This is a genomic window from Hanstruepera sp. CR43 (assembly GCF_055227665.1).
Genome location: NZ_CP200078.1, coordinates 2,692,022 through 2,717,392, shown reverse-complemented (window position 1 = coordinate 2,717,392; position 25,371 = coordinate 2,692,022). Strand labels below are relative to the sequence as shown.

24 protein-coding genes and 1 tRNA gene are annotated in these 25,371 nt (G+C 35.2%); 11 read left to right on the top strand and 14 right to left on the bottom strand.

Annotated elements, in window-relative coordinates:
- Positions 1 to 54: 54 nt before the first annotated feature.
- On the top strand, positions 55 to 708 hold the full coding sequence (locus ACKXGU_RS12445) for an ATP-binding cassette domain-containing protein (protein ID WP_463465609.1): 654 nt from the start codon (positions 55 to 57) through the stop codon (positions 706 to 708).
- An 8-nt stretch (positions 709 to 716) separates the two neighbouring features.
- On the opposite strand, the gene ACKXGU_RS12440 is transcribed toward ACKXGU_RS12445, so the two are convergent.
- The 6 genes from ACKXGU_RS12440 to ACKXGU_RS12415 all read right to left on the bottom strand — a co-directional run bounded on the left by ACKXGU_RS12440 (position 717) and on the right by ACKXGU_RS12415 (position 7,335).
- A complete protein-coding gene (locus tag ACKXGU_RS12440) occupies positions 717 to 1,685 on the bottom strand; it encodes a DUF3078 domain-containing protein (protein ID WP_463465608.1) in 969 nt (322 codons plus the stop codon).
- Positions 1,686 to 1,720: 35 nt separating this feature from the next.
- Positions 1,721 to 2,899: an AIR synthase related protein gene (locus ACKXGU_RS12435; protein ID WP_463465607.1), complete on the bottom strand. Its 1,179-nt coding sequence runs from the start codon at positions 2,897 to 2,899 to the stop codon at positions 1,721 to 1,723.
- A 40-nt stretch (positions 2,900 to 2,939) separates the two neighbouring features.
- Positions 2,940 to 3,611 carry a Curli production assembly/transport component CsgG gene (locus ACKXGU_RS12430; protein ID WP_463465606.1) on the bottom strand — a complete coding sequence of 224 codons (672 nt, stop codon included), beginning with the start codon at positions 3,609 to 3,611 and terminating at the stop codon, positions 2,940 to 2,942.
- 152 nt (positions 3,612 to 3,763) lie between these two features.
- Positions 3,764 to 3,901 carry a hypothetical protein gene (locus ACKXGU_RS12425; RefSeq protein ID WP_463465605.1) on the bottom strand — a complete coding sequence of 46 codons (138 nt, stop codon included), beginning with the start codon at positions 3,899 to 3,901 and terminating at the stop codon, positions 3,764 to 3,766.
- A 169-nt stretch (positions 3,902 to 4,070) separates the two neighbouring features.
- Positions 4,071 to 6,257: a glutamine synthetase III family protein gene (locus ACKXGU_RS12420; protein WP_463465604.1), complete on the bottom strand. Its 2,187-nt coding sequence runs from the start codon at positions 6,255 to 6,257 to the stop codon at positions 4,071 to 4,073.
- A 121-nt stretch (positions 6,258 to 6,378) separates the two neighbouring features.
- The gene (locus ACKXGU_RS12415; RefSeq protein WP_463465603.1) at positions 6,379 to 7,335 is read right to left on the bottom strand and encodes a calcium/sodium antiporter; all 957 of its coding nucleotides are present in this window, start codon (positions 7,333 to 7,335) and stop codon (positions 6,379 to 6,381) included.
- Between the two features lie 131 nt (positions 7,336 to 7,466).
- Between ACKXGU_RS12415 and ACKXGU_RS12410 the strand changes: the two genes are divergently transcribed.
- The 3 genes from ACKXGU_RS12410 (at position 7,467) to ACKXGU_RS12400 (ending at position 12,268) form a co-directional block, all read left to right on the top strand.
- On the top strand, positions 7,467 to 7,826 hold the full coding sequence (locus ACKXGU_RS12410; protein ID WP_463465602.1) for a BlaI/MecI/CopY family transcriptional regulator: 360 nt from the start codon (positions 7,467 to 7,469) through the stop codon (positions 7,824 to 7,826).
- A 1-nt stretch (position 7,827) separates the two neighbouring features.
- A complete protein-coding gene (locus ACKXGU_RS12405; protein ID WP_463465601.1) occupies positions 7,828 to 10,266 on the top strand; it encodes a M56 family metallopeptidase in 2,439 nt (812 codons plus the stop codon).
- A 94-nt stretch (positions 10,267 to 10,360) separates the two neighbouring features.
- Entirely contained in the window at positions 10,361 to 12,268 is a 1,908-nt protein-coding gene (locus tag ACKXGU_RS12400) for an FAD-dependent oxidoreductase (protein ID WP_463465600.1), read from the top strand.
- A 6-nt stretch (positions 12,269 to 12,274) separates the two neighbouring features.
- Here ACKXGU_RS12400 and ACKXGU_RS12395 read toward each other — a convergent pair whose 3' ends face one another.
- Positions 12,275 to 14,221: an endonuclease gene (locus ACKXGU_RS12395; protein ID WP_463465599.1), complete on the bottom strand. Its 1,947-nt coding sequence runs from the start codon at positions 14,219 to 14,221 to the stop codon at positions 12,275 to 12,277.
- 127 nt (positions 14,222 to 14,348) lie between these two features.
- Here ACKXGU_RS12395 and ACKXGU_RS12390 point away from each other — a divergent pair, with 127 nt between their 5' ends.
- The 4 genes from ACKXGU_RS12390 (at position 14,349) to ACKXGU_RS12375 (ending at position 17,787) form a co-directional block, all read left to right on the top strand.
- On the top strand, positions 14,349 to 14,501 hold the full coding sequence (locus ACKXGU_RS12390; protein WP_463465598.1) for an SsrA-binding protein: 153 nt from the start codon (positions 14,349 to 14,351) through the stop codon (positions 14,499 to 14,501).
- A 57-nt stretch (positions 14,502 to 14,558) separates the two neighbouring features.
- Positions 14,559 to 14,632, top strand: a tRNA-Arg gene (locus ACKXGU_RS12385).
- A gap of 292 nt (positions 14,633 to 14,924) precedes the next feature.
- Positions 14,925 to 16,337, top strand: coding sequence for an MBL fold metallo-hydrolase (locus ACKXGU_RS12380; protein WP_463465597.1), 1,413 nt, complete (start codon positions 14,925 to 14,927; stop codon positions 16,335 to 16,337).
- A gap of 187 nt (positions 16,338 to 16,524) precedes the next feature.
- Positions 16,525 to 17,787, top strand: a complete 1,263-nt coding sequence (locus tag ACKXGU_RS12375) for an NAD(P)/FAD-dependent oxidoreductase (RefSeq protein ID WP_463465596.1) — start codon at positions 16,525 to 16,527, stop codon at positions 17,785 to 17,787.
- Between the two features lie 65 nt (positions 17,788 to 17,852).
- Here the strand turns inward: ACKXGU_RS12375 and ACKXGU_RS12370 are convergent, their stop codons facing one another.
- From ACKXGU_RS12370 to ACKXGU_RS12340, 7 genes are read right to left on the bottom strand one after another with little or no spacing between them, the layout of a single operon-like run.
- Entirely contained in the window at positions 17,853 to 18,128 is a 276-nt protein-coding gene (locus tag ACKXGU_RS12370) for an ATP-dependent Clp protease adaptor ClpS (protein WP_103051919.1), read from the bottom strand.
- Positions 18,129 to 18,141: 13 nt separating this feature from the next.
- Positions 18,142 to 18,978 carry a 50S ribosomal protein L11 methyltransferase gene (gene prmA / locus ACKXGU_RS12365; protein ID WP_463465595.1) on the bottom strand — a complete coding sequence of 279 codons (837 nt, stop codon included), beginning with the start codon at positions 18,976 to 18,978 and terminating at the stop codon, positions 18,142 to 18,144.
- An 11-nt stretch (positions 18,979 to 18,989) separates the two neighbouring features.
- Positions 18,990 to 19,739 (bottom strand): triose-phosphate isomerase, encoded by a 750-nt coding sequence (gene tpiA / locus ACKXGU_RS12360; protein WP_463465594.1) that lies wholly within the window; start codon positions 19,737 to 19,739, stop codon positions 18,990 to 18,992.
- Positions 19,736 to 20,227, bottom strand: coding sequence for a TlpA family protein disulfide reductase (locus tag ACKXGU_RS12355; protein ID WP_463465593.1), 492 nt, complete (start codon positions 20,225 to 20,227; stop codon positions 19,736 to 19,738). The genes tpiA and ACKXGU_RS12355 overlap by 4 nt, the downstream gene beginning before the upstream one ends.
- 16 nt (positions 20,228 to 20,243) lie before the next feature.
- The gene (locus tag ACKXGU_RS12350; RefSeq protein ID WP_463465592.1) at positions 20,244 to 21,320 is read right to left on the bottom strand and encodes an ABC transporter permease; all 1,077 of its coding nucleotides are present in this window, start codon (positions 21,318 to 21,320) and stop codon (positions 20,244 to 20,246) included.
- Between the two features lie 4 nt (positions 21,321 to 21,324).
- A complete protein-coding gene (locus ACKXGU_RS12345) occupies positions 21,325 to 22,419 on the bottom strand; it encodes a BT_3928 family protein (protein WP_463465591.1) in 1,095 nt (364 codons plus the stop codon).
- 4 nt (positions 22,420 to 22,423) lie between these two features.
- Positions 22,424 to 22,963, bottom strand: a complete 540-nt coding sequence (locus tag ACKXGU_RS12340; RefSeq protein WP_463465590.1) for a DUF1599 domain-containing protein — start codon at positions 22,961 to 22,963, stop codon at positions 22,424 to 22,426.
- Positions 22,964 to 23,069: 106 nt separating this feature from the next.
- Between ACKXGU_RS12340 and folP the strand changes: the two genes are divergently transcribed.
- The 3 genes from folP to ACKXGU_RS12325 are packed head-to-tail and all read left to right on the top strand — an operon-like array spanning position 23,070 to position 25,370.
- Positions 23,070 to 23,894 carry a dihydropteroate synthase gene (folP, locus tag ACKXGU_RS12335; RefSeq protein ID WP_463465589.1) on the top strand — a complete coding sequence of 275 codons (825 nt, stop codon included), beginning with the start codon at positions 23,070 to 23,072 and terminating at the stop codon, positions 23,892 to 23,894.
- A 4-nt stretch (positions 23,895 to 23,898) separates the two neighbouring features.
- Positions 23,899 to 24,549 (top strand): hypothetical protein, encoded by a 651-nt coding sequence (locus ACKXGU_RS12330; RefSeq protein ID WP_463465588.1) that lies wholly within the window; start codon positions 23,899 to 23,901, stop codon positions 24,547 to 24,549.
- Between the two features lie 35 nt (positions 24,550 to 24,584).
- On the top strand, positions 24,585 to 25,370 hold the full coding sequence (locus tag ACKXGU_RS12325; RefSeq protein WP_103051927.1) for a diadenylate cyclase: 786 nt from the start codon (positions 24,585 to 24,587) through the stop codon (positions 25,368 to 25,370).
- The last annotated feature ends 1 nt before the right edge of the window (position 25,371 follow it).

The window sequence follows — 25,371 nt, the reverse complement described above, 5'->3', positions numbered from 1 at the left end:
TTTAATCGATATCTTTATAACACTGGTTTTCACTTTACTAATTAGTGAGTTTATATGATATTGGAAATTGACAATGTTGAACTAAATTACAAAAAGAAATCCGTCCTAAACGGCATATATCTAAAGGCTGAAACAGGAAGTATAACGGGTATTCTGGGACATAATGGATGTGGAAAAAGTTGCTTGCTCAATATTATTTTTGGGTCACTTGAACCAAAGTATAAACTCATTCGAATTGACAATAAACCCATCCTTGAGCCTTTATATCTCAATAATAGAATTGCCTTTTTATCACAACACGATTTTATACCCAATAGAATGAAGATAGCTACTGCTTTTAAGCTTTTTAAGGTGAATTGGGATACTTTTATCGAAGAATTTCCACTGTTTGAAAAATATAAGCTTCAGCGTTTCAACAAACTATCCGGTGGCGAAAGACGAATTGTAGAAATCTATTTGATTTTGAACAAAACTGCTGACATTATTTTATTGGACGAGCCCTTCAATGGAGTTGCTCCACTATATATTGAAAAGATAAAAGCTTTTATTAATCATCAAAAGCATGATAAAATCGTGATTTTAACTGACCACCGTTATAAAGATGTCACAGACGTTTCAGACGCCATTTATCTCATTAAAAACGGCTGTACTAAACTGATTAACAAAATGAGCGAATTGGAAGATTACAGATATGTCAATCAATTTTAGGGTTTTAATTAAAAATCAACAACCACACCCACACCAAGCATTTGCTTCCATTGAACACTGGCACCTTCTTCAACGAATTCGGTTTCAGCTGTTTCAGGATTTTGCACCTCCACCAGCATTTTAACGTCATTGTCATATTTTAAATGCGATCCCAGAGTTGCCTTGACATAACTATTAACTTTAAAATCAAAAATAACCTCCCAATCGACATCAACATTCCCAAAATCATTAATATAATCCGTATAGAAACTTACAAAGTTTTTAATTGAAATATTCTCAAATAAGGTTGTCTCATAAGCGCTAGTCAGAAGCATCCCTAATTCCTTGCGTACACGCTCGCCTTGTTTGATTATATTACCCTCACTATCATATTCAGCTGGCATGACCCCAAAAGAGCCAGCGTTCGACAGATCTTCATCAAGAACAAAAGTTGCCTTTAATGTCAATGGTGAAAAATAAGTGGATAGTTTTTCTATATTTTTCCCATATTCAGCTCCTCCTCCTAAAAAAAGATATCCAGGTGCCATAAATCTTGAAATTGGATTTGAAGTATTAGGATAAGCATAGCCATTTGAAAATTGCGATTTAAAACTAAAGCGTGCTGAATAATACCAATTTGTTAACTTGTTTTTGCGGTAACCCAAACTCGATCGCATCTCAAAGACATCATCTGTTTTTCTTAATTCTTGATCTTGCTGACCGTTAACACCATATCGTGCTGAAAAATTATTATCCCAAAGAAAATGTCTAAACTCATATTTAAGAATACTTGTAAAAGCAAATAAGGCCGAAATTGAATTGGTTCCACCGGAATTCCAATTTACAAACGCGACTTCGTTTATATCAACACCTGCGCGATTTGTTTGTGTCCAAATAGGTTCATCAATTTTTGTCTCTTTTTTAAAGAACAATGTATTTGGTTGGGCAAATACACCTTGAGAATAAATCAATACCAATACGACAAATACTTTTTTCATGCTAATAATCAATAATATAAAACAGGAGACTTAAACTAGTAGATAAATTCACCAAATTCGCTGCGTATGGTTAACTTCTTTTTAGAAGATTTTTCAACGCGACCAATAATTTTTGCAGCCACATTAAAAGATTGAGATATTTCAACAATATCATCAGCTATTTCTTGAGCAACATACAATTCCATTCGATGACCACAGTTAAATACTTGATACATTTCTTTCCAAGATGTTTTAGACTGTTCTTGAATAAGTTTAAATAACGGAGGCACCTGAAACATATTGTCCTTTATGATATGTAAATCCTCAATAAAATGGAGGATTTTAGTTTGTGCACCACCACTACAGTGAACCATACCATGAACCGTATCACTATGATATTTACCCAAAATTGCTTTAATTATTGGCGCATAGGTTCTAGTGGGAGACAATACCAACTTACCCGCATCAATGGGTGCGTTTTCAACCTTGTCTGTTAATTGCATATTTCCAGAATACACCAATTCATTTGGAACAGAGGCATCATAACTTTCAGGGTATCTTTCAGCCAAATATTTATGGAATACATCATGTCTAGCAGATGTTAAACCATTGCTTCCCATGCCGCCGTTATACTCTTTTTCGTATGTTGCTTGTCCAAAAGATTCCAAACCAACAATCACATCACCATCTTTGATATTAGCATTGTCAATAACATTTGAACGCTTCATTCTTGCTGTTACAGTAGAATCTACAATGATCGTTCTTACCAAATCACCAACATCTGCTGTTTCTCCTCCAGTAGAATGAATAGTAACACCAAAATTTTTAAGCTCTTGAATCAACTCTTCGGTCCCATTAATAATTGCAGAAATGACTTCTCCTGGAATTAAGTTCTTGTTTCTGCCAATGGTAGAAGACAGCATGATGTTATCAGTCGCTCCAACGCATAGTAAGTCATCAATATTCATTATAAGGGCATCTTGAGCAATACCTTTCCAAACTGACAAATCTCCGGTTTCTTTCCAATACATATAAGCCAGGGATGATTTAGTACCAGCACCATCGGCATGCATAATCAAACAATAGTTATCATCATTAGTTAAATAATCAGGAACTATTTTACAGAAAGCTTTTGGGAATAAACCTTTGTCAATGTTTTTTATGGCATTATGCACATCTTCTTTAGATGCCGAAACACCTCTTTGGGCATAACGTTTACTTACTTCTTGGCTCATGGAAACTAATTGAGTTGCAAAAATAAGAATTGTAATCTATTTAATTGGTCGTAATTGGATTTGATTTAATAACTGTTGGAATGTTTTTAAGAATTTTTTCTTTCTTTTTCTGACCACCAAAATAAAAGTTTATGCCAAAGGCAATTCGCCAATAGACATCATCAGCCTTTCCATACACCTTTCCTTCCAATTCATCACTGGATACCATATTGTAATCAGTGTATAATTTTAAACCAACTCCTTCATAAGCAATATACTCTATTCCAACTCCACCTTGGATTTTGGAATCTACCTGTGTGAAATAATTAGCAGCATTGATACCGCCTCCAACATAGGCAAACGGAGATATGCGCTCGTGTGGAAAGGGAAGTAATTCTAAATTTAAATCGAAAGACATGAAGCCTTCATTAAAAACATCCTTGTAGGCCAAATTAAATTTATGGTACCCAATGTTGACATTCACATAAGGTATGATATACCGTTTATAACCAAAGTGAGTATAAATCTCAAATAACGGATCTACTAAATCACCATTCATAACCGATGTCCCGATGCCTATATCAATAGTATTGGTTCCTCTATAATCATAGAAATCTGTTTTTGGAAGTGTTGCAGATTGATTTTCTTGAGCTAGTATTTTGTTAATCCCCAGCACACTCATAAAACCGATTAATAGAACAAGATAAGTAGCACGAAACGGCGAACGATTCATTTGGTTGTTAATCAATAGTTTAGTTATAATGTTGCAATATAACAAAACCAAACATATCAATTAATATTCTAAAAAAGATTTTAAACAAAAAAATCACAGCATGATGCCGTGATTGTTATGGAGAGAATTAAGTTTCCTTTTTAAAGTATGCTCTATCCTAAAACAGAATTATCACCTTCTTGCTTTACGATTTCTTGAGAAGAAGTATCATCTTCATGAGTATCGTTTGCTTGTGAAAAGATGAGGGTTGCAGCCATAAGCATAAGCACACTTATTATGAGCCTTTTCATGTTAACTTAAATAATGATTAATAGCAATACAAAAATACTAATAATTCAAAATCATCACTTAATAGGTAGTCCTTTTTCGTTGACATACTAAAATTATCAGATTAACGACAATTAAAAACAAGAAAGCCCTGAAAAACAGGGCTTTTTATATCAATTCTCTTGTTATTGTTTATTTGGTAAACAATAGCTCTCTGTATTTAGTTAATGGCCATAATTCATCGTCAACCAAGAGTTCCAATTTGTCACAATGGTATCTTATGTCATCAAAGAGAGGCTTGACCTTGAAGCAATAAGCATCTGCTTTCTTGTCAATATTTTCAATTCCATTAGCTTTCTTACGCTCATTAGTCATTTTAGTAACATTTGAATTTATGGAAGCTATATGACCTGAAATCTCTTCAATCAAATTCAATTGCTCTTGAGCCAACTTTTTAAAGCCAGTACCATATATTTCTTTTAAGCCCTTGACATTTTTAATTAAAATGTTTTGGTAACGCACTGCGGTTGGTACAATGTGATTTCTCGCAATATCACCCAACACACGTCCTTCAATTTGAATACGCATAACATATTCTTCCATTTCAATTTCATAACGCGCTTCAGACTCCACCTTATTCATAACCCCTAACTCCTCAAATAACTGGATAGCTTTTTTTGAAACTTTAGCCTTAAGTGCTTCAGGAGTTGTCTTGTTGTTACTTAAACCACGTTTTTCAGCCTCTTTTTCCCATTCTTCGCCATATCCATTACCCTCAAATAAAATATTGCTTGACTTTTTGATATATTCTCTTAACACATTAAATATAGCCTCATCCTTTTTAAGGCCTTTTTTGTCTACGAGTGCATCCACTTCATCTTTAAATTCCATAAGTTGCTTGGCCATAATGGTATTCAAAACTGTCATCGCATTAGCACAATTGGCCTTGGAGCCAACAGCTCTAAATTCAAATTTATTTCCTGTGAAAGCAAACGGTGATGTTCTATTTCTATCAGTATTATCCAAAAGTATTTCAGGGATTTTGCCTACTACATTTAGCTTTAAATCGGTTTTCTCCTCTGGAGATAATTTACCATTTGTAACATTTTGCAATTCATTAAGCACGTTGGTCAATTGTTCACCAATAAACACTGAAATGATTGCCGGTGGCGCTTCATTGGCTCCCAAACGATGGTCGTTACTTGCCGATGCAATGGCAGCACGTAATAATTCCTCATTATCGTGAACAGCTTTAATGGTATTAATGAAAAATGTCAAAAATTGCAAGTTACTCATTGGTGTCTTACCAGGCCCCAATAAATTAACTCCTGTATCCGTTCCTAAACTCCAGTTATTGTGCTTTCCTGAGCCATTGACTCCAGCAAATGGTTTTTCATGAAACAACACTTTAAAATCATGTCTTTCGGCAACTTTATCCATAACATCCATCAGTAATGAGTTATGGTCCACAGCTAAATTTGCTTCGTCATACACGGGTGCTAGCTCAAACTGATTTGGCGCTACTTCATTGTGTCTTGTTTTTACGGGAATACCTAAAAGCATGCATTCATTTTCCAAATCTCTCATATAAGCCATTGCTCGGTTTGGAATCGTTCCGAAGTAATGGTCATCCAACTGCTGTCCTTTGGCTGGAGAGTGCCCAAGAAGCGTTCGTCCCGTAAGTACAATATCAGGTCTTGAAGCAACTAACGAACTATCAATTAAGAAATATTCTTGCTCCCAACCTAAAGATGCATTAACCTTTTTTACATTTTTGTCAAAATATTTACAAACATTTACTGCGGCCGTATCAACTGCCTGTAATGCTCTTAATAATGGCGTTTTAAAATCCAAGGCTTCACCTGTATAGGCCACAAAAACTGTAGGAATACAAAGTGTTGTACCAAAAATAAACGCAGGCGATGTTGGATCCCATGCTGTATAGCCACGTGCTTCAAAGGTATTTCTAATACCTCCATTTGGGAAACTTGAAGCGTCGGGCTCTTGTTGTACTAACTGACCGCCACCAAACTTTTCGATAGCTCGCCCATGACCAATAGGCTCAAAAAATGCATCATGTTTTTCAGCAGTTGCTCCGGTTAAAGGTTGAAACCAATGCGTGTAGTGAGTGGCACCTTTTGAGATGGCCCATTCCTTCATTCCTGTCGATATGTGATCGGCGACAACACGATCGATTTTTGATCCATTTTGAACAGCGTCCATAACGCTATTGAATGCTTCTTTAGTCAAATATTGACGCATAGTGTCTTCGTTGAAGACGTTAGATCCGAAAATAGTTGAACGACGTTCGTTTTCTTCAATATGAACCGGTTTTCTAGTATACGATTCTTTGATAGCATGAAATCTTAAAGTTGACATAAAATTATATTTAGGTTTCGTTTGAAAGGGCAAAAATATAATTTTTTGATGATATAATGAATTACACCCCTGTTATTTTAGGGTTAAATATCAACAAATGTCAATAACTGAATTTACAACCCTATAATTTATCGCCAGCAAAAGCCAAATAGATAAAAACAATATAAGCAGTCAATATTAACATACCCTTCCACCTTCCTAGAGAAAAGCGTTTGGGCAAAAAAGCCAGAGGCAATAGTATAACTGCGAAGCCCAACATCCAAAAAATGTCCTGACTCAATATGTTGGGATTTTTAACAGCAATAGGATGTATCATAGCCGTTAGACCTAAAACCGAAGCTATATTAAATATATTGGAACCAATTAAATTCCCCAAGGAGATTGCCTTCTCCTTCTTCAATGCAGCAATGACCGATGCCGCCAATTCTGGAACGCTTGTACCAATGGCGACCATTGTCACTGATATAACACGCTCACTCACACCAAATGAAAGTGCTACTTCCTTAGCACCATCAACCAACCATTCACTACCATAATATAAAGCCAGTCCACCAATAATTAACCAAGCGATAATTTTAAAATTGGAAGTAGTCTGTAAAGCTTCATCTATTTCCTCGGAAGCTTCAACACCTTCCTTCATGGATCTTCTTATCAAGATATACAAGAAAATGATTAGTGAGAAAATTAACGCCAAACCCTCTCCAAAGTTTATGACCAAACCACTTTTCAAAATAAAATATAAAGCAATGGACAATAGCATCATCATAGGCCAATTCAACTTATAGAAATCCTTACTAATGGCCAATGGTGAAATAAACGCAGTAACACCCAACACTAAACCAATATTGGCAATATTGGATCCGATGACGTTACCTAATGCAATATCAGGCGAACCATCTAATGCGGCTTGTAAACTCACTAAAAGTTCTGGAACAGAGGTAGCAAATGATACAACGGTCATACCGATTACAAGTTTTGAAATATTAAATTTAAAGGACAATGCCACAGACGAACGTACCAAAAACTCACCACCCACAACCAATAAGACAAGGCCTAAAAACACCCAAACAAAACTCATAAAAACTATTTTTTGCGAAGATACTATTTCATTTCATTTTACAATAAAAACTAAAAATTTCGTTAAATAACTATATAGTTAGTTGTATAACTATAAAAATAGTTATATGTTTGAAAACAAATTTACATACCATGCAAAAACTCACAAATAAGGAAGAAGAAATCATGCACATATTATGGAAGCTTGAAAAAGCTTTTGTAAAAGATGTATTGGCCGAGATAAAAACAGATAAACCCCATTATAATACCCTTTCAACAATAATTAGAAACCTGGAGGAAAAAGGATATGTTAGTTATAACGCTTATGGTAAGACGCACCAATATTACCCGATCATAAGTAAGGAGGTTTATAAAGAGAAGTATATGAATACGGCTATTGAAAACTATTTTAACAATTCCTATAAAAACGTGGTATCGTTTTTTGCCAAGGAAGAAAAGATTAGCTTGGATGAACTTAAGGAAATTATTGCCATCATAGAAAAAAACAACTAATATGGATTACTTACTAAAATCATCAGCCATAATTGCATTGTTTTACATTAGTTACCGTTTGTTTTTAGAACGAGAAACATTTTTTGAATCCAGCAGATGGTACTTATTAATAGGTTTACTAACGGCAGCCTTTCTACCTAGTGCTGTGATACCCATATATATTGAATATACTCCAGTAGTCAGTAGCACGCCAGTATATTTTACTGAAGTGATTTCAAATCCGCAAAGTCAAAAGGTATCTGTTGATTGGTTAGAAATAGCAAGTATAATATATGCATCGGGTATTATCTTTTTTGCAGGAAAATTAACTATTGAACTATTGTCATTACATAAACTAATTAAATCTAATTCTAAAGTCCGTATCGGTCGATATTCACTTATTGAAGTCTTAGAAAAAATTGCACCATTTTCATTTTTTAATTGGATTGTTTACAATCCTAAACAGTTTAAAAAACAAGAAATCAATTACATAATTAACCATGAAAAAATCCATGCCAAAGAACATCATACCATAGACAATTTACTGGCACAAATTTGCTGTGTCATATTTTGGTTCAATCCGTTAATATGGCTTTACAAAAAGGAACTTCAGCAAAACCTGGAATTCATTGCCGATCAGAAAGCCCAAACTATTTCAGACTGCAAAGAAAGTTATCAAAAGCTCCTATTAAAAGCCAGCGTGCCTCATCAACATCTGGCTATAACCAATAATTTTTACAATTCATTAATCAAAAAACGAATAATTATGTTACACAAATCAAAATCAAACAAACTGAATGCTTGGAAATATGCATTAATAATTCCGGTACTGGCTATCTTCCTGATGAGCTTCAACACCAAGGAAGTTTACATTGCCAAAGAAAATGAAGTGCTTCCCATAATTCAAAAGGATTTCATGATCACTTCAACAAGTTCAGATGCTGACTTGGAAATGATAACAAACTATTTTAAGAATAAAACGGTTCAAGTAAAATTTTCAGATATTGAACGCAATTCAGATAATAGCTTGAAAGCATTAACATTAAATACCAAATACAAAGATGGTAGCGATTTCACCAAACGTATGCGTGTTTCAAATTCTGACTCCAACGTTATTGCTCCGTTTAAAATTTCTTTTGACCCTAAACAAGAAGATATTACTCTGAACATTTTAGAAGAAGATTCCAATACTCACATAGCCAAACAAGAAATCACTTTAGCACAAGACAAAACGCTTGCCAAGTTTGACAATGAAGAACCTAAAGACAAAGCAGAACAAAAAGACCAAAACCTTGGTAAAAATCCGCTATATGTGATTGGAGGCAAAACCTACAAAAAAGAAGACCTTCCTGGTAACAAATTCACAACCAAGGGTAGTATTGAGGTTTTAAACAAACCTGAAGCTACCAGACGTTTTGGCAAGACTGGTAAAGATGGTGCTATCATTTTAAACGGTAAAACAACCTTTTCAGAACCCAGTCTAGTAAGTTTTCCCAATAAAATTACCGTTACCATTACAAAAGACTTTACTGAAGCTGATTTAAATTTAGCTAAAGCCCAATTAGAAAAAGAAGGTTTAAAAGTTAAATTTAAAGGTGTTAAACGAAATGATTCAGGTGAAATAACTGCTATTAAAATTGATGCCAGTTCGGATGATTCCGAAGCTAATTACAACTTAAACGGTGACGATCCCATTAACCCCATAAACATTTCATTTGATGCTGATAGTGATAATATTTCCATTGGAAATGCAAACATACATCGATCAAGTGCCTATACATTAAGAAGTCACGAAATTAGAGACAGATCTGCTAGAGCCAGAGAACGATCTTTTATGGCTCGGGATAGAGCCAGAGCAAGATTTGAAGCCAGAAACAATGGGGTCACCTATTCCTTACGAGCACATGATTGTGATGAAGATTGTGAAAACAATCATCATGTTGAGTATGAATTCCGCAGTAATGATGATCACGATGATGATAGCGAAGTCATTATTAGAAGCGGAAAAGCCTATGTCATTAAAAACAGTAACTCAAACAATGGTAAGCGCGTAGTCACTATTACCAATGAAGATGGTGAAGATGAAATTATTGAGTTGAAATCTGATAACAATGTTTATGCATTGAAAAAATTCCCTCATTCAACGCAACGCGTTAGATCTTCTGGATCAAATAACGGGTTCTTTGAAGCAAAGCCAGGAACATCAACGTGGGTAAGTGATGATGATGGAAAAGTAGAATACAAATTCTTAAAAAAAGATAATGGCAACCATTTTTTCTTTTCAACTGATGACAACGAAAAACCATATATTCTATTGGATGGCAAAGAAATTACACAAAAAGATTTGGATAAATTAGATTCAGACACGATTAAAAGTGTGAATGTTCTTAAAGGCGATAGTGCCACAAAGAAATATGGTGATAAAGCTAAAGACGGAGCCATTATTATTAAGACTAAATGATAGTATTGTTCTATAAATTTAATAAGAGCCTTTCCACTGGAAAGGCTTTTTTTGTGAGAATTTGCGTAATTTTATAAAACACTAACCAATTCCTATGGGTTCATCACTTAACAAGTATCTATTTATTTCCTTACTGGCCTTCTGGGCTTCATTCTCAACTTTGGGCCAAAATACGGAGGACCATTCAAAAGTCTACGACATTGTCATTATTGGGGGAACACCTGCAGGCATTATGGCTGCAATTGCAGGAGACCGTGAAGGTAAAAGCAGTATCATCATTGAACGATCTAAACATTTAGGTGGACTTCCAGCCAATGGATTAGGCGCTACTGATTTAGACACCAGAGGTGCTGTAGGTGGTCTTTTTAAAACATTCATTGATCAAGTAAAAGAATATTATAAAAAAAACTATGGTGAAAATTCATCCCAGTATCAAGATTGTGATGATGGTTACCATTTTGAGCCATCAGTTGCCGAGCAAGTATTAATGAATATGATAGCTAATCATCCAAAAATAACAGCCCTAACTTATCATCAATTTGATGCTTTGCCTAAAAATGTTTCAAAAACCCGTTCCAAGATTAGCAGTATTTGGATTACGGACAGACATACCAATACCAAAAAAAGAATTAAAGGGCGTGTTTTTATTGACGCCACATACGAAGGTGATTTAATTGCTGCAGCTGGCGTGCCTTATGCTATTGGAAGAGAATCCAAATCTGAATTCAATGAACCATTTGGGGGTAAAGTCTACAAATACTGGAATGGTCCAGCAGGAGAAGGATCAACTTACAAAGGAGACAAAGCCATACAAGCTTATAATTACAGATTGTGCCTTACTACAAACCAGGGTGCTTTTGTTAAAATTGAAAAACCAAAAAATTATGATCGAAACGAATACACGTCTTTAATCAATGATGTGGAAACGGGTCGAAATGCCTCCTATGAATATCACAACTATATAGAATCAGGCAATCACAAACTTGAAGAATTCAAAGAAGAACTGCATTTTAAACCACATGTTCCTGGAAATAAAGAAGGCATCCACAAATTGGTGAACATGATCACGCTTCCCAATGATAAGTCGGATGCCAATAATCAGCATCTAGCTTTTCTGTCAACGGACCTACCAGAAGAAAACTGGAAATGGCCTAGTTCCGATTGGATTTGGCGTGATGCCTTTGCCGAGCGTTTAAAAGAGTACACTTTAGGGCTCTTGTATTTTGCGCAAAACGATGATGAACTGCCTCATTGGTTTAAGAAAAAAACGGCACAATGGGGATTGGACAAGTTTGAATACCAAGATAATGGTTTTTTTCCAAGACAAGTTTATGTTCGAGAAGGCAGACGCATGAAAGGTCTTTATTTTTACACAGCACATGACGCTTTGCCAATAAATGAAAGTAGCAGGCCTCCCATTCATAAAACCAGCATAAGCTCTGGCCATTACAGCATAGATTCACATGGTATCCGAAAACGGGAAGAAGACAGAGCGCATTTAGAAGGGTTTTTAAGTTATGAAACCAAGCCTTTTACAATTCCTTTTGGTGTCATAGTCCCTAAAAATATCACTAATCTCATATCTCCCGTTCCGATATCGGGAACACATTTAGGATTCTCTGCATTGCGCATGGAACCCACATGGATGGCATTTGGTGAAACCGCTGGTTTGGCGGCACATTTGTGCTTGAAATACCAAAAACCCATTCAAGAAATCCCAATTGGGGCATTACAAATACACTTATTGGATTATGGCGCCGTTTTAATCTATTTTAAGGACATCAATGTCAATCAAGTTGGATTTAAAGGCTTTCAAATATTGGCTTTGAACAGTATTATCACTTCTTGGAATGCCGACCCTGATGAATTAGTGACAGAAGACTTAATCAGCAAAATAAATGAGGTTTTGGGCTTAAAATTAGACTTCAACACTTTTAAAAATAGCCCACGTGCTGAATTAGCTGAAACCGTCTTTAAGCTTTACAAAGAGCAGCTCAAATAGCTAAATTTATTGAATAATAATCTTTTTGATCACAGAATTTCTGTTGTCGGATAATTTTAGGATATAGATTCCTGTTTCAACATCAAAGGATACCAGATTACTATCCGCAATCTGATTGCCAATTAACTTTCCATCTAAAGTAAAGAGTTGAGCTCTAAATCCACTTTGCAATCCATTCGCCTTAAACGTCCCAGAACTTGGGTTGGGGAATATTTGAATATTATTCAATTGGTTTTCGTCAACACTTAAAGGTTGCTCCCAGGTCTCTCCTACCATATTGCCCCAGATGTACTCTATTAAATCAGGCTGATCAATAAAGGGGTTTCGGTTAAATTGCCAATTATAGATTATGTTATTTCGGTTCATTTCAAAATCATCTGGCGGATCGTTTCTATGCCAATCCAATAAGGTAGCTAAATCACCAAATTGGCCAACCATGCCATCAGGAAAACCGTTGACAATTTCCAAACTATTGTATCGCACAGCCAAATAGAATACCCCACGAGCCACATCACCCTTAAAGCCGCCCAAAGTTCCAACAGGACCATTATATTCTCCATAGAACTGATTACCACGACTACTATTTTCTGGACCATCGACAGCTCTTATAGCATGAGCATCTGAATTGCCATGACGCAATGAATCCGCCTTTGTTTCCCAGTACACATCAATACCATCAGCGATTTCATCTCCCTCAATACTATCATATCCAGCGCGCGAACGTGGAAAGGTATGTTCCCTATTCCAGGTTCCTACATTATTTGATGTTGTTTGAAAATCTAATTTAGCACGACCTTGTTCTAAATATACCAACCATACTTGATTACTATTTTCAGGATTCTGGTCGGCTTGTTTTAAAATGTCCACACAATCAGCATAGGTTTGCGCTCTCACAACAGCAGGATTGGCAATAATTTCTTGCAATGCTTGCCTCAAATCTATATCAGCCAAACCATCCAAACTGTCATAATAACCAACTGGTTGCATGCTTTCCACTACTCCATAAGTTGGATTAATAGGTGTCCCAAAATTAGCAATGATATAATCATCGTCTACCGCTCTCACCACCACATCGTTATTCATGGCTATGTAAGGCAATTCCAAATCAAAAAAGCTTATGACAATTTCTTCATCACCTTCATCCACATCATCATTAATTATGGTAATAGTTGTAGAAACCGAATTTTGACCATTTAAAATAGTTAATGTTGTTTCTCCTGAAAAATCAGTCATATCGAATCCGTCATTAACTAAACTAATAGTGAATTCATAATCGGCAGTCACATTATCTTGGGCTGTAAAAACAATATCAAATATATCGCCTTCATTATATTGTGATTGTGATGTGGAAATGGTTATTGGATTAAACTGCACGCCACTACCGTCATTTAAAGCTCTGGGCGTTGGCGAGGCAACGGTGTATGAACCATCATTATTTCGTTGAATGGAATTGGTATTGTTGCTTGAACCTTCATTTATCTGTTCGGCAACACCCAACAAGGCCATCAATTCAATATCATCTGCATCAGTGGTATCATAAACCAAAGCATCAATCAGGTTCGTTTGTGTTGCCAAAGTACCTTCAGGAAAATCAATATCGCTTCCCTGATAAATGGCTACGGCATCCGCTCCATTCTGAATCACATTCTCACCGATAAGCAATTGTGGAAATGGTTCTACCGTATTACTTCCAATAAGTAATAAACCGTTGACATCTGTTTGATAACCATCCAAATCAATAGTCATATAACTAGAATCGGCTCCAGAATCTGACCCGTTAAAAAAGACAACGACATAGCCGTCCAATGCAAAATTGGGCGTATCCGATTTCAATTCTAAAAATTCCTTGTCATCAACACCTGGCGTATCACAATCCAATTCGTTAATGACTATTTGACCAAACGATAGCTGTAATGAAAAAAATAGCATAACAGCACTAAAAACATATTTCATTTAAGGAGAATTTAGGCAAATGTAATCAACTGTATGCCAATATTTTGTTCTGGACTTTAATAAATCATTATTTTTAACATTCTAGCATTTATGTAATTGCTCTTATATTTGCATTGAAGTTCAAACTATGAAAAAACAATTTTTCAAATTTCTAGCCAAGGTCAACAAAGCTGTATTACCAAGTTATACCAAACAACGTTTAGATTTGAGTAAAGCCACGAAATTACAAATGGCTATTTTTGCTTGGAAATTGTATGTCACCAAAAATGCTCTGGATTAATTTAAATTTTATTTGGCAGTTTATCTAAAAAAGGAATATATTTGCACCCACAAAATCGGCCACGTGGCGCAACTGAATAGCGCACTTGATTACGGCTCAAGAGGTTGCAGGTTTGAATCCTGCCGTGGTCACGAATAAATAATTCGATTAAAAAAAACGCCAAGTTTACTTGAGCGTTTTTTTGTTTGAATTGTTTTCAAAGCGGAGCTTTGTCAGACTTTAGCTTCTTGTGAAACAATCCTGCCGTGGTCACGAAAACAAACGCAATTAATAAATATTAGTTGCGTTTTTTATTTTAGACTTTCTTCATTTTCCATTCATATACATTTAATAGAATTATTTTCAATATCAGTTATGTAACATAAGTAACTGAAAATCATTTTTTCATGTAGTAAGTTTATCCAAACGAAAAACTAATATAACATGAAAATAGAACAGATTTATACAGGATGCATCGCACATGCAGCATATTATATTGAAAATAATGGTGAAGCAGCCATTTTTGATCCTTTAAGAGAAGTACAACCTTACATCGACAGAGCCACAAATGACAACGCCAAAATTAAGTACGTCTTTGAAACCCATTTTCATGCCGATTTTGTTAGTGGTCATTTAGATTTGAAAAAGAAGACTGGTGCACAAATCGTTTTTGGTCCAACGGCAAAACCTAACTATAATGCTATCGTAGCTGAAGACGGTCAAATATTCCATGTTGGCAATTATAAAGTGAAGGTCATTCATACACCTGGCCACACCATGGAAAGCACTACGTATCTCCTAATTGATGAAAATAATAAGGAATATGGCATCATTACAGGTGACACCTTATTTATTGGCGATGTTGGTAGACCAGATTTAGCACAACATGTCATTGCCGATCTAACAGAAGAAAAATTAGCAGCCCATTTGTATGATTCACTTCGTAATAAAATAATGCCGTTAAGTGATGATTTAATTGTTTACCCGAATCATGGCGCTGGTTCTGCCTGTGGAAAAATGATGAGTAAGGAAACTACCGATACTTTGGGTAACCAAAAGAAGACCAATTACGCTTTAAGACCTGATATGAGTAAGGATGAGTTTATTAAAGAATTACTGACAGGCTTAACAACACCTCCTGGTTATTTTCCGCAAAATGTACTTATGAATATTCAAGGGTATGAAAGTTTAAACACGATCATGGATCGCGCCACAAAGGCATTGAGCCCAGAAGAATTTGAATTACTTGCCAATGAAACCGAAGCTCTCATGCTGGATACTCGAAATGCCGATGATTTTGCAAAAGGCTTCATACCAAATAGTATTAATATTGGTTTAGAAGGCAATTTTGCTCAATGGGTTGGCGAAATGATTCCAGATGTCAAACAACAAATACTCCTCATAACCTATCCAGATAAAGAAGAAGAAGCTATTACCAGATTAAGCCGTGTTGGGTATGACAATACGATTGGTTATTTAAAAAATGGATTTGAATCTTGGCCAGAAAGCCATAAGGAAGTTGATACTGTATCTAGAATTTCTCCGAAGGAATTCGAGGAAATGTATTCTGAAAACCCACTTGTTATTGATGTCAGAAAGAAAAGCGAATTTGATTCAGAACATGTTATAGATGCCATAAATGTGCCGCTAAATGAAATAAATCAACATTTATCTACATTCCCGAAAGACAAGTTTTTTGTAATACACTGTGCTGGTGGTTATAGAAGTATGATAGCTGCCTCCATTTTAAAACAACGCGGTTGGGATGATTTTGTAGATGTTTCTGGTGGTTTTAATGAGATGAAAAATACTAACATTGAAAAATCGGACTATGTCTGTCCTACAACTATGTTATGATGGTTAGTGTTTTAAAGCGATCAAATTCTATTTGGTCGCTTTTTAATTTTAAGCACCTATAAATCAAGAGCTAACGTCTACTTGAAGAAAGCAATAATAATCATGGGTTTTGGGTCTTTGTAACATTTGTTACTGAATTACAAACGCAAGTCTTTTATTTTTAGAAAGTTAATCAAAACATTACATTATGAGCAAACATCATAAAATATTAATAATTGGTGGCGGAACAGCAGGCATTATGGTTGCGGCCAAGCTACTAAAAACTAACAGTCAGTTAGACGTTGCCATCATAGAGCCTGCAGACACCCATTATTATCAACCAGCATGGACATTGGTTGGCGCGGGAACTTTTGATTTCAAGAAAACCGCCAAACCCATGCGAGATGTTATGCCTAATGGTGTCACATGGATTAAAGATTTTGCAACTGGTTTCAATCCCGAAGGTAATATTGTTCAAACCGAATCGAATGGAGACATTAGCTACGATTATCTAGTCGTTGCTCCAGGACTCGTTATGGCACCAGAATTAATTGAAGGGCTACCCGAAGCGCTAGAAAAAGGAGTTGTTTGCAGCAACTATACCGACCCAGAACACACATGGGAAGTCATAAAAAACTTCAAGGGAGGAAATGCTATATTCACTCAACCTACCACACCTATAAAATGTGGTGGAGCACCTCAAAAAATAGCCTATTTAGCGGCTGACTATTTTAAAAAGAATGGTCTTCAGAATAAAAGTAATGTCATATTTGCTACACCTGGTAGTGTTATTTTTGGTGTCAAGCCTATCAGGGAAACATTGATGAATGTCATTCATAATTATGGCATACATTTTAAACCGTTCTATGCGCCTTTTAAAATAGATTCTGATAAGAAGATAGTCTATTTTAGAAATGCAGCTCCAGAAGAAAACAAATGTGTGATCATTGAAGATAATGAATTAGGTGAAAAAATGAGCGGTGATACCATTATTGAAATGCCATTTGATATGTTACATTTAGCGCCACCACAAACAGCGCCTAAATTTGTTAAGAATTCTGTTTTAGTCAATGATGCTGGTTGGTTGGATGTCGATCATCATTCGCTTCAACATAATAAATACACTAATATTTTTGGAATTGGAGATGTTGCCGCATTACCTACAGCCAAAACGGGAGCAGCCATTAGAAAGCAAGCCCCTGTAGTGGTTGAAAATCTATTACATTTAATGGCCAATGAAGCTGCCAGCAATCATAATTACAACGGCTATTCTTCATGTCCATTGGTTACAGGTTATGGCAAAATGGTTTTAGCTGAATTTGATTATGATAGTAATTTCACGCCAGATCCAAAATTAAAGCAAATGTTGATTTTTGACAGTTCAAAAGAACATTGGCGCTTATGGATGTTGAAAAAATATGGCTTACCATATCTATATTGGAACAAAATGTTAAAAGGTAAAGACGTTTAGTTTTTGGTTAAACTAGTTAATAGTGATGGAAGAAACGCTCAAGTAAATTTGGGCGTTTTTTTGTGTCAGATAATTTCCGCACTTAAACCAGCTTCCAGTAACATAGAGCAACGCGGCTTTAGATCATCATACACGCCTGTTTTTACAGTGCATTTTCCTTTATAATGTACAATAATGGAACACTGTTCTGCTTGTTCTGGAGTATGGTCGCAGGCATACATCAACGTTTCAATAACATGATCAAATGTATTGACATCATCATTATATAGAATAATTTCATTTTGCTTTAGAACATCTTCTTTCAAAGAAACATCCTCTAAAGTTTTTTCTTGCGTACTCATGGTAATTTTTAAACTAATTTATGAATTTTAGGGCAACCCAATGATTTTTCTCAATAGTTTCAACGTGAGTTAAACCTAAATTATTACATGTATCTACAATTATTGGAATATCATCTTTGTAAAATCCACTCAAAAATAACATGCCTGATGTGTTAAGACAAGGTACATAAGCACTCAAATCGTTCAATAAAATATTACGGTTAATATTTGCAATAATGACATCATAATGTTTACCATCCAACATACTGGCATCGCCTTCAAATACTGAAATATGCTTGCAATTATTCCGCTCAACATTTTCTAGACTATTGAGGTAACACCAATTATCAATATCAATGGCATGAATGTTTGCAGCACCTTTCATTTCAGTCAAAATAGCCAACACACCAGTCCCACAACCCATGTCCAATACGGACTTATTTTCAAAATCATTTTTTAAAATATGCTGAATCATCATATGAGTCGTTTCGTGATGTCCCGTTCCGAAACTCATTTTGGGCTCAATGACTATGTCATATTGGGTATCTGGTTTTACATGAAAAGGCGCACGAACGGTTACTTGATTATCAACTTCAATAGGCGTAAAATTACGTTCCCACTCCTCATTCCAATTGACCTGTTCTATCTCTTGAAACTCATAGGTAATTTCAAATTCACCTGAATGCAGTATCTGTATCGAATCCAGAATGTGTTCATGCCATTCCGGTTTCTGAATATATGCTGTAACGCCTGTTTCTGTTTCCACGAAACTTTCAAAACCAGCAAAGCCCAACTCTGCGATTAGGATTTCGACTCCTGGTTGTAAAGGAACTACTTGAAAATCGTATCCGATGTAAGTTGTATTAGACATTCAATAACGAACTAAAAAGCGTTTACAATGGCAAAAAAGTCTTCGGTGTTTAAAGATGCACCGCCTATTAAGCCACCGTCCACATCCGGCTTTGAAAAAATTTCTTTAGCATTGTTGGGTTTCACACTACCTCCATAAAGTATAGAGACAGATTCTGCCAAATCTTGACCGTATTTATCTGCTAAAGTTTTTCTTATAAACGCATGCATACTCTGTGCTTGTTCTGGTGTTGCAGTCTCGCCTGTTCCTATAGCCCACACTGGCTCATACGCTAAAATGATTTTCTCAAAATCAGTAGCTTTTAAATGAAATAATGCATTATTAATTTGTTTTGCTACAATATGTTCATGATTGTCAGATTTTCTATCGGAAAGTTCCTCACCAAAACAAAAAATAATCTGCATTTTATGCTGTAATGCCGTATCCACTTTTTTCGCAAGGGCTTCGTCGGTTTCATTAAAATAAGCACGTCGTTCACTATGTCCTAAAATAACCGTTTTTATACCAATACTGTTCAACATACCAGCGCTTACCTCTCCGGTATAAGCACCATTTTCAGAAAAATGCATGTTTTGTGCAGCAACCTCTATAGGAAATTGTCTGGTGGCCTCAAAAGCATGCCATAAATTTGTAAATGCAGGTGCAATCATAACCTCGGCATGTGATGTTTTTTTCTGCTGTTTTAATTCTGAAATTAGTGTCTCCGTTTGAATTAATCCATAATTCATTTTCCAATTACCGGCTACTATTTGTCTTCTCATTGTAATACTTTTAATAAATTATCGTCGGTTGTTTTTATTGCCTTAAAAACCTTAATATTTTCATTTTTGTCAATCACCATATATCTTGGAATCCAATCCAAATCCAAAAACTCTCCAAACACACCATCCCAACCAGATTGCATAAAATAATGCTCACCATTTATTTTATGCTTCTCAATGCCTTTTTTCCATCTGGAAACATCTTTATCTAAAGATAAGAAAAGAAACGTAACGTTTTTATGTCTTTTTTGCAAAGCTTTCAAGTGCGGCAATCCTTCTATACAGTCACGACACCAAGATGCCCAAACATCCACAAAAATGGTTTGCCCGCTATGTGTTTCTAAAATTTCTTTGAATTTTAAGCTTTGGCCATCTATGTTAATAAATTGGTCGTTTAGGGCCTCTTCCGAAAAAACAGTAGGCAGTTCTTGTGCCTGACAGCTTATAAATAAAAATGAAATAACAATGAAAGTCAGTTTTTTAATCATCTGTAAATTTTGATTGTTAAACCAATTTAACCTTTGGATCCAGCCAAGTATAAATAATATCAACAAAAATATTGATAATTATAAATATAATGGCAATGATGAGAACTGCACCCATTATAACGGGTAGATCTAGCATATTGAGTGCATTAACAATTTCTTTACCAAGGCCATTCCACCCAAAAATATATTCAACAAATACAGCGCCTGCCAACATGGATGCAAACCAACCGGAAATAGCCGTAACAACAGGATTCATAGCGTTTTTTATTGCATGCGATTTGATTATTTGGAATTCACTTAAGCCCTTGGCTCTGGCCGTTCGGATATAATCTTGATTCATAACTTCCAACAAGGAATTTCGCATTAATTGTATCACAACAGCTAACGGTCTTATTCCTAGAACTATGGCTGGTAAAATCAAATTCTTCCATTTAATGTGCATCGATTCCCCATAATCGTCCAATTCATAGAGACTTCCAGTCATTTCCAGATTGGTGAATTCATGCAGTAAAAACCCAAACACCCAAGCAAATAAAATAGCACTAAAAAATGACGGCACACTCATACCAACCGTACTAACTATTTGAATGCATTTATCTAACCAGGTGTCCTTGTAAATGGCCGATATTATACCAAAAATAATTCCGAGCGTAATCGCAATGAGGATTGCAGATACAGCAAGTACAAACGTATTGGGTAGTGTTTCCCCAATGACTTCAGATACTTTTTTTCCTTGCTTAGTAAACGACTCGCGCAAATAAGGGAATTTTAATGCAATGTCCGTTTGACCAATCGTCACTAATTTTGAACCCGTGTACTTACTTTTTCTCAAATAGGTATAAGATTCCGAATCTCTATTATGAAATGATACAGGTGATAGGTCATTCAAATAATAAAAATATTGCGTGATTTTTGGCTTATCAAAACCGTATTTTTTACGCACAGCTTCAACTTGTTCCGCAGATTGGTTTTGACCCAACATCATTTTTGCTGGATCACCTGGCAATACATTAAATAACAAAAAAATAACCGTGATTACTCCAAATAATGTGAGTAAAGAATAAAATAGTTTATTTAGGAAATAGCTTATCAAATAACTACAAATCTATATCATCAATATCATTCCAATGTGCTTTTTGCATAACCGTCCCTTTATTGAGTTTCACAATTCCAGGACTAGCTCGAACGACTGTTTTCAAAGCTTTTTCATCGCATAAATAAAAATCGAATGCTAATTTATGATCGGCTTTAAATTGTAATTTCTCATCTGTTCCAGATGCGCTCAAACCAATAACTGTATAACCTTTTTTCATTGCTTTTTCAGAAAATGACTTAAGCTTGGCAACACCATCGGGTTCAGCTGTTGCCAAATTATACATGATAATCATAATCAATTTGTCTTCATTCAAAAACTTATCCGTTAAATCTTCAGTATCCGTTTCTATCGAAAAGTCCTTAACAGGCGGATCATAACCCTCATCAATTATTTTAGTATCCACACCAATAAATTCACCATCAACTGTTGGATAGGTTCCATCGGTTGTAATCACTTTCTCTTCACCATTTACATTGAATTTCCAATAATACTCAATAACTGGTTTAGGAGCATCTTCGGGAATAATCATACCTTCCTGAATGTTTGCTCCAACTTTATAAGCTCTAAAATCCTTGGCTGGCAAATGCATCAATACATGATACCCGAACCATAAACTTCCAATAAAACTTATCAATGCAATAACGGTAACACCCAATGAGCTGAAAATTGGTTTGATATATTTAATTCCAAAGAATATGACTAAAATTAGGACGAGCAGAATAACATCTTTGGTAAAACTTTCCCAAGGCGTCAATTTAAGCGCATCGCCAAAGCAACCGCAATCTTTAACCTTATCAAAATATGCCGAATAGAATGTTAAGAATGTAAAAAACACAATCATCCCCAACAAACTCCAAATAGTAAATTTTGGTTTATATCCTATTAACAGAAAAACGCCCAAAACCACTTCAAAAACCACTACAAAAATGGAAATCATTAATGCGTAGGGTTCTAAAAATGGCATATTTAAAACATCGGCACTAAAGTATTCCTGAAGTTTATAAGAAAACCCCAGCGGATCATTTAGTTTGATAAGCCCAGAAATAATGAATAAAACACCAACAAGAATTCTACATATTTGTACGATATACTTCATAATATTATTTTTCATTTAAATGAATCATAGCAAAAACTGCATAATTAATCATATCTTGATAATTGGCATCAATGCCTTCACTTACTAGAGTTTTGCCTTTATTGTCTTCTATTTGTTTCACACGCAATAACTTTTGCAAAATTAAGTCAGTCAGTGAACTCACGCGCATATCACGCCAAGCTTCACCGTAATCATGATTCTTGTCCATCATTAATTGTTTGGTAAGTGATATTTTCTCATCGTAATACTTGATAGCTTCATCTGTAGATAAATCTGGTTGCTCAACGACACCTAACTCCAACTGAACCAATGCCATGATACAATAGTTAATAATACCAATGAATTCACTCACTTCATCTTCGTCAACTTTTCTCACATCATTTTGTTGTAAGCCTCTAATACGTTGTGCTTTAATAAAGATTTGATCGGTTAAAGATGGTAATCGTAAAATGCGCCATGCACTTCCGTAATCTGACATTTTCTTGATAAATAAATTTCTACAGGTTTCAATTACGGCATCGTATTGTTTTGAGGTTTCTTGCATGAATTACGTTGAATTTTGTGTAAATTTCGCATAAATAAATTTAAAGTTCAAAGTTTCAGGTTTAAAGTTTTCAATAGATAAACAAACAACCATAAATACGGTATTAATGACCATAAATTGCAAAGGCAAACTCATAGACCTATCAGCACCCAAAGTCATGGGTATACTCAATATCACACCTGATTCATTTTATGATGGTGGCAAATACAAAAATGATAGCGAATTTTTATCACAAGTCTATGTGATGCTAAAAGAAGGTGCCACGTTTATTGACATTGGTGCATACAGTTCCAGACCCAATGCTGCTGAAGTGACGGAATCAGAAGAATTAAAAAGAGCGTTGCCCATAGTTGAACTTTTGGTTAAGGAATTTCCTGACATCATCATATCCATAGACACTTTCAGAAGTGCCGTTGCTAAAGAAGCTGTTGAATCTGGCGCTGCCATGGTTAATGATATTTCATCTGGAATATTGGATGATAAAATGATTGCGACAGTTGCACAACTACGAGTTCCTTATATCATGATGCACATGCGCGGAAACCCTCAAAACATGATGCAGCAAACCCAGTACAATAATTTAATCGAGGATATCACTTTTTACTTTTCAGAAAGACTTTCTGAAACGCGAAAAGCTGGAATTATTGATACTATTATTGATCCAGGTTTCGGTTTTGCGAAAACAATGGAACAAAATTATGAACTACTCAATCATCTCGAACTCTTCACCCATCTTGACAGACCCATTCTAGTTGGTCTGTCCAGAAAATCTATGATTTATAAGCTTTTGGATTCATCAGCCGACCAAGCGCTAAATGGCACGAGCATTCTAAATACGATTGCTTTACAAAAACAGGCTAATATCCTTCGAGTTCATGATGTTAAGGAAGCTTTTGAATGTATCACTTTACTTAATCAATTAAGTCATTAAAACTATGAAGTACTTATTCTATGTACTGATATTGTTATCCTTACTCTCATGTGGATCAGACAAAATTGTGCAGTTGCCAGAGATTGAGAATGCCACAATTACGGAAATCCATGATGTTTCACCCATTTATATGTTTTTTGATAAAGAAACAGATAGCATTGAGTTTAACAGAAAAAATATGATAGGAACAACCAATTGGTTGGTAAATATTGACAAGCGTTTAACTTTAAAACAAATTCTCCCCCATTTGCAGTATTTGCAAGAAAAACGTCATGGCGATGGCATGCATAAAAATGAAAATGCTAAAAACTATTTTACCTGCCATGATTTGAGTATTAACAATCTAGGTTTTATTGAGTTTACTGATGTGGTTTATCATATAGACTCAAGCGCTGAAGGCTTTTCCGAAAAATCACCCAAAGATCATGTAATTATTAATTTCTCTTCTGATATGCAATCAGATTATTTTGATAATATTATTGAAGACTTAATTGATTATACGAATGACACACCAAGTTTTCACTCGCAACAAATTGATGTCATATTAAACTTTGAAAAATCATTATCATTTCAACAATATATTACAGTCAAATTAAAATCAAATGCATTGAAAGGCTCGAACATTCTTATAAACAATAATGAATTCATTTATTAAGCTTATTTTGTTAAATTTACCAAAACCGATAGCCTTTGGAAATTTTTGATGACCTTTTAAAATTTACCGTAGTCGATATCATTGATGTCATTTTGGTGGCTCTTCTTCTATACTATGTTTACAAATTGGTAAAAGGCACGGTAGCAATCAACATATTTATAGGAATAGTTATTATCTATTTTATCTATCTCATTACGGAAACACTCCAAATGAAAATGTTAAGTAAAATTTTGGGAGGTTTTATGAGTGTTGGCCTGATTGCTTTAATTGTGGTCTTTCAGCAAGAAATCAGAAAGTTTTTATTGATGGTTGGTTCTACTAATTTTAGCAAACGTGGCAAACTCTTCAAGCAATTAAAATTTCTTAAAACAGAAGCAGAAACTGAAACAGACATTGCTGCCATTGTAAATGCCTGTACCAAAATGGGAACGTCTAAAACTGGGGCATTGATTGTGTTTGAACACAATAATAACCTTGATTTCTTGACAACAACCGGTGACGAAATGAATATAAAAGTCACGCAACCTATCATCGAAAGTATTTTTTTCAAGAATAGTCCCTTACATGACGGAGCCATCATAATTGAAAATAATATTGTCAAGGCAACCCGTGTTATTTTACCAGTAAATAATGAAAAAACACTGCCACAACGGTTTGGATTACGGCATCGCGCAGCGGTTGGTATTACTGAAAAAACAGATGCTTTGGCTTTAGTGGTCAGTGAAGAAACAGGACAGATTTCCTATTTTAAGGATGGAGAATTTATCATGTTTAAGGATACTGCTGATCTCATTAATATGATTCAAAAAGACTTGACCTAGT

Bases quoted from the DNA above. Each gene is read 5' to 3' on its own strand.
- ACKXGU_RS12445 (WP_463465609.1), top strand. From the start codon at position 55: ATGATATTGGAAATTGACAATGTTGAACTAAATTACAAAAAGAAATCC.
- ACKXGU_RS12440 (WP_463465608.1), bottom strand. From the start codon at position 1,685: ATGAAAAAAGTATTTGTCGTATTGGTATTGATTTATTCTCAAGGTGTA.
- ACKXGU_RS12435 (WP_463465607.1), bottom strand. From the start codon at position 2,899: ATGAGCCAAGAAGTAAGTAAACGTTATGCCCAAAGAGGTGTTTCGGCA.
- ACKXGU_RS12430 (WP_463465606.1), bottom strand. From the start codon at position 3,611: ATGAATCGTTCGCCGTTTCGTGCTACTTATCTTGTTCTATTAATCGGT.
- ACKXGU_RS12425 (WP_463465605.1), bottom strand. From the start codon at position 3,901: ATGAAAAGGCTCATAATAAGTGTGCTTATGCTTATGGCTGCAACCCTC.
- ACKXGU_RS12420 (WP_463465604.1), bottom strand. From the start codon at position 6,257: ATGTCAACTTTAAGATTTCATGCTATCAAAGAATCGTATACTAGAAAA.
- ACKXGU_RS12415 (WP_463465603.1), bottom strand. From the start codon at position 7,335: ATGAGTTTTGTTTGGGTGTTTTTAGGCCTTGTCTTATTGGTTGTGGGT.
- ACKXGU_RS12410 (WP_463465602.1), top strand. From the start codon at position 7,467: ATGCAAAAACTCACAAATAAGGAAGAAGAAATCATGCACATATTATGG.
- ACKXGU_RS12405 (WP_463465601.1), top strand. From the start codon at position 7,828: ATGGATTACTTACTAAAATCATCAGCCATAATTGCATTGTTTTACATT.
- ACKXGU_RS12400 (WP_463465600.1), top strand. From the start codon at position 10,361: ATGGGTTCATCACTTAACAAGTATCTATTTATTTCCTTACTGGCCTTC.
- ACKXGU_RS12395 (WP_463465599.1), bottom strand. From the start codon at position 14,221: ATGAAATATGTTTTTAGTGCTGTTATGCTATTTTTTTCATTACAGCTA.
- ACKXGU_RS12390 (WP_463465598.1), top strand. From the start codon at position 14,349: ATGAAAAAACAATTTTTCAAATTTCTAGCCAAGGTCAACAAAGCTGTA.
- ACKXGU_RS12380 (WP_463465597.1), top strand. From the start codon at position 14,925: ATGAAAATAGAACAGATTTATACAGGATGCATCGCACATGCAGCATAT.
- ACKXGU_RS12375 (WP_463465596.1), top strand. From the start codon at position 16,525: ATGAGCAAACATCATAAAATATTAATAATTGGTGGCGGAACAGCAGGC.
- ACKXGU_RS12370 (WP_103051919.1), bottom strand. From the start codon at position 18,128: ATGAGTACGCAAGAAAAAACTTTAGAGGATGTTTCTTTGAAAGAAGAT.
- prmA (WP_463465595.1), bottom strand. From the start codon at position 18,978: ATGTCTAATACAACTTACATCGGATACGATTTTCAAGTAGTTCCTTTA.
- tpiA (WP_463465594.1), bottom strand. From the start codon at position 19,739: ATGAGAAGACAAATAGTAGCCGGTAATTGGAAAATGAATTATGGATTA.
- ACKXGU_RS12355 (WP_463465593.1), bottom strand. From the start codon at position 20,227: ATGATTAAAAAACTGACTTTCATTGTTATTTCATTTTTATTTATAAGC.
- ACKXGU_RS12345 (WP_463465591.1), bottom strand. From the start codon at position 22,419: ATGAAGTATATCGTACAAATATGTAGAATTCTTGTTGGTGTTTTATTC.
- ACKXGU_RS12340 (WP_463465590.1), bottom strand. From the start codon at position 22,963: ATGCAAGAAACCTCAAAACAATACGATGCCGTAATTGAAACCTGTAGA.
- folP (WP_463465589.1), top strand. From the start codon at position 23,070: ATGACCATAAATTGCAAAGGCAAACTCATAGACCTATCAGCACCCAAA.
- ACKXGU_RS12330 (WP_463465588.1), top strand. From the start codon at position 23,899: ATGAAGTACTTATTCTATGTACTGATATTGTTATCCTTACTCTCATGT.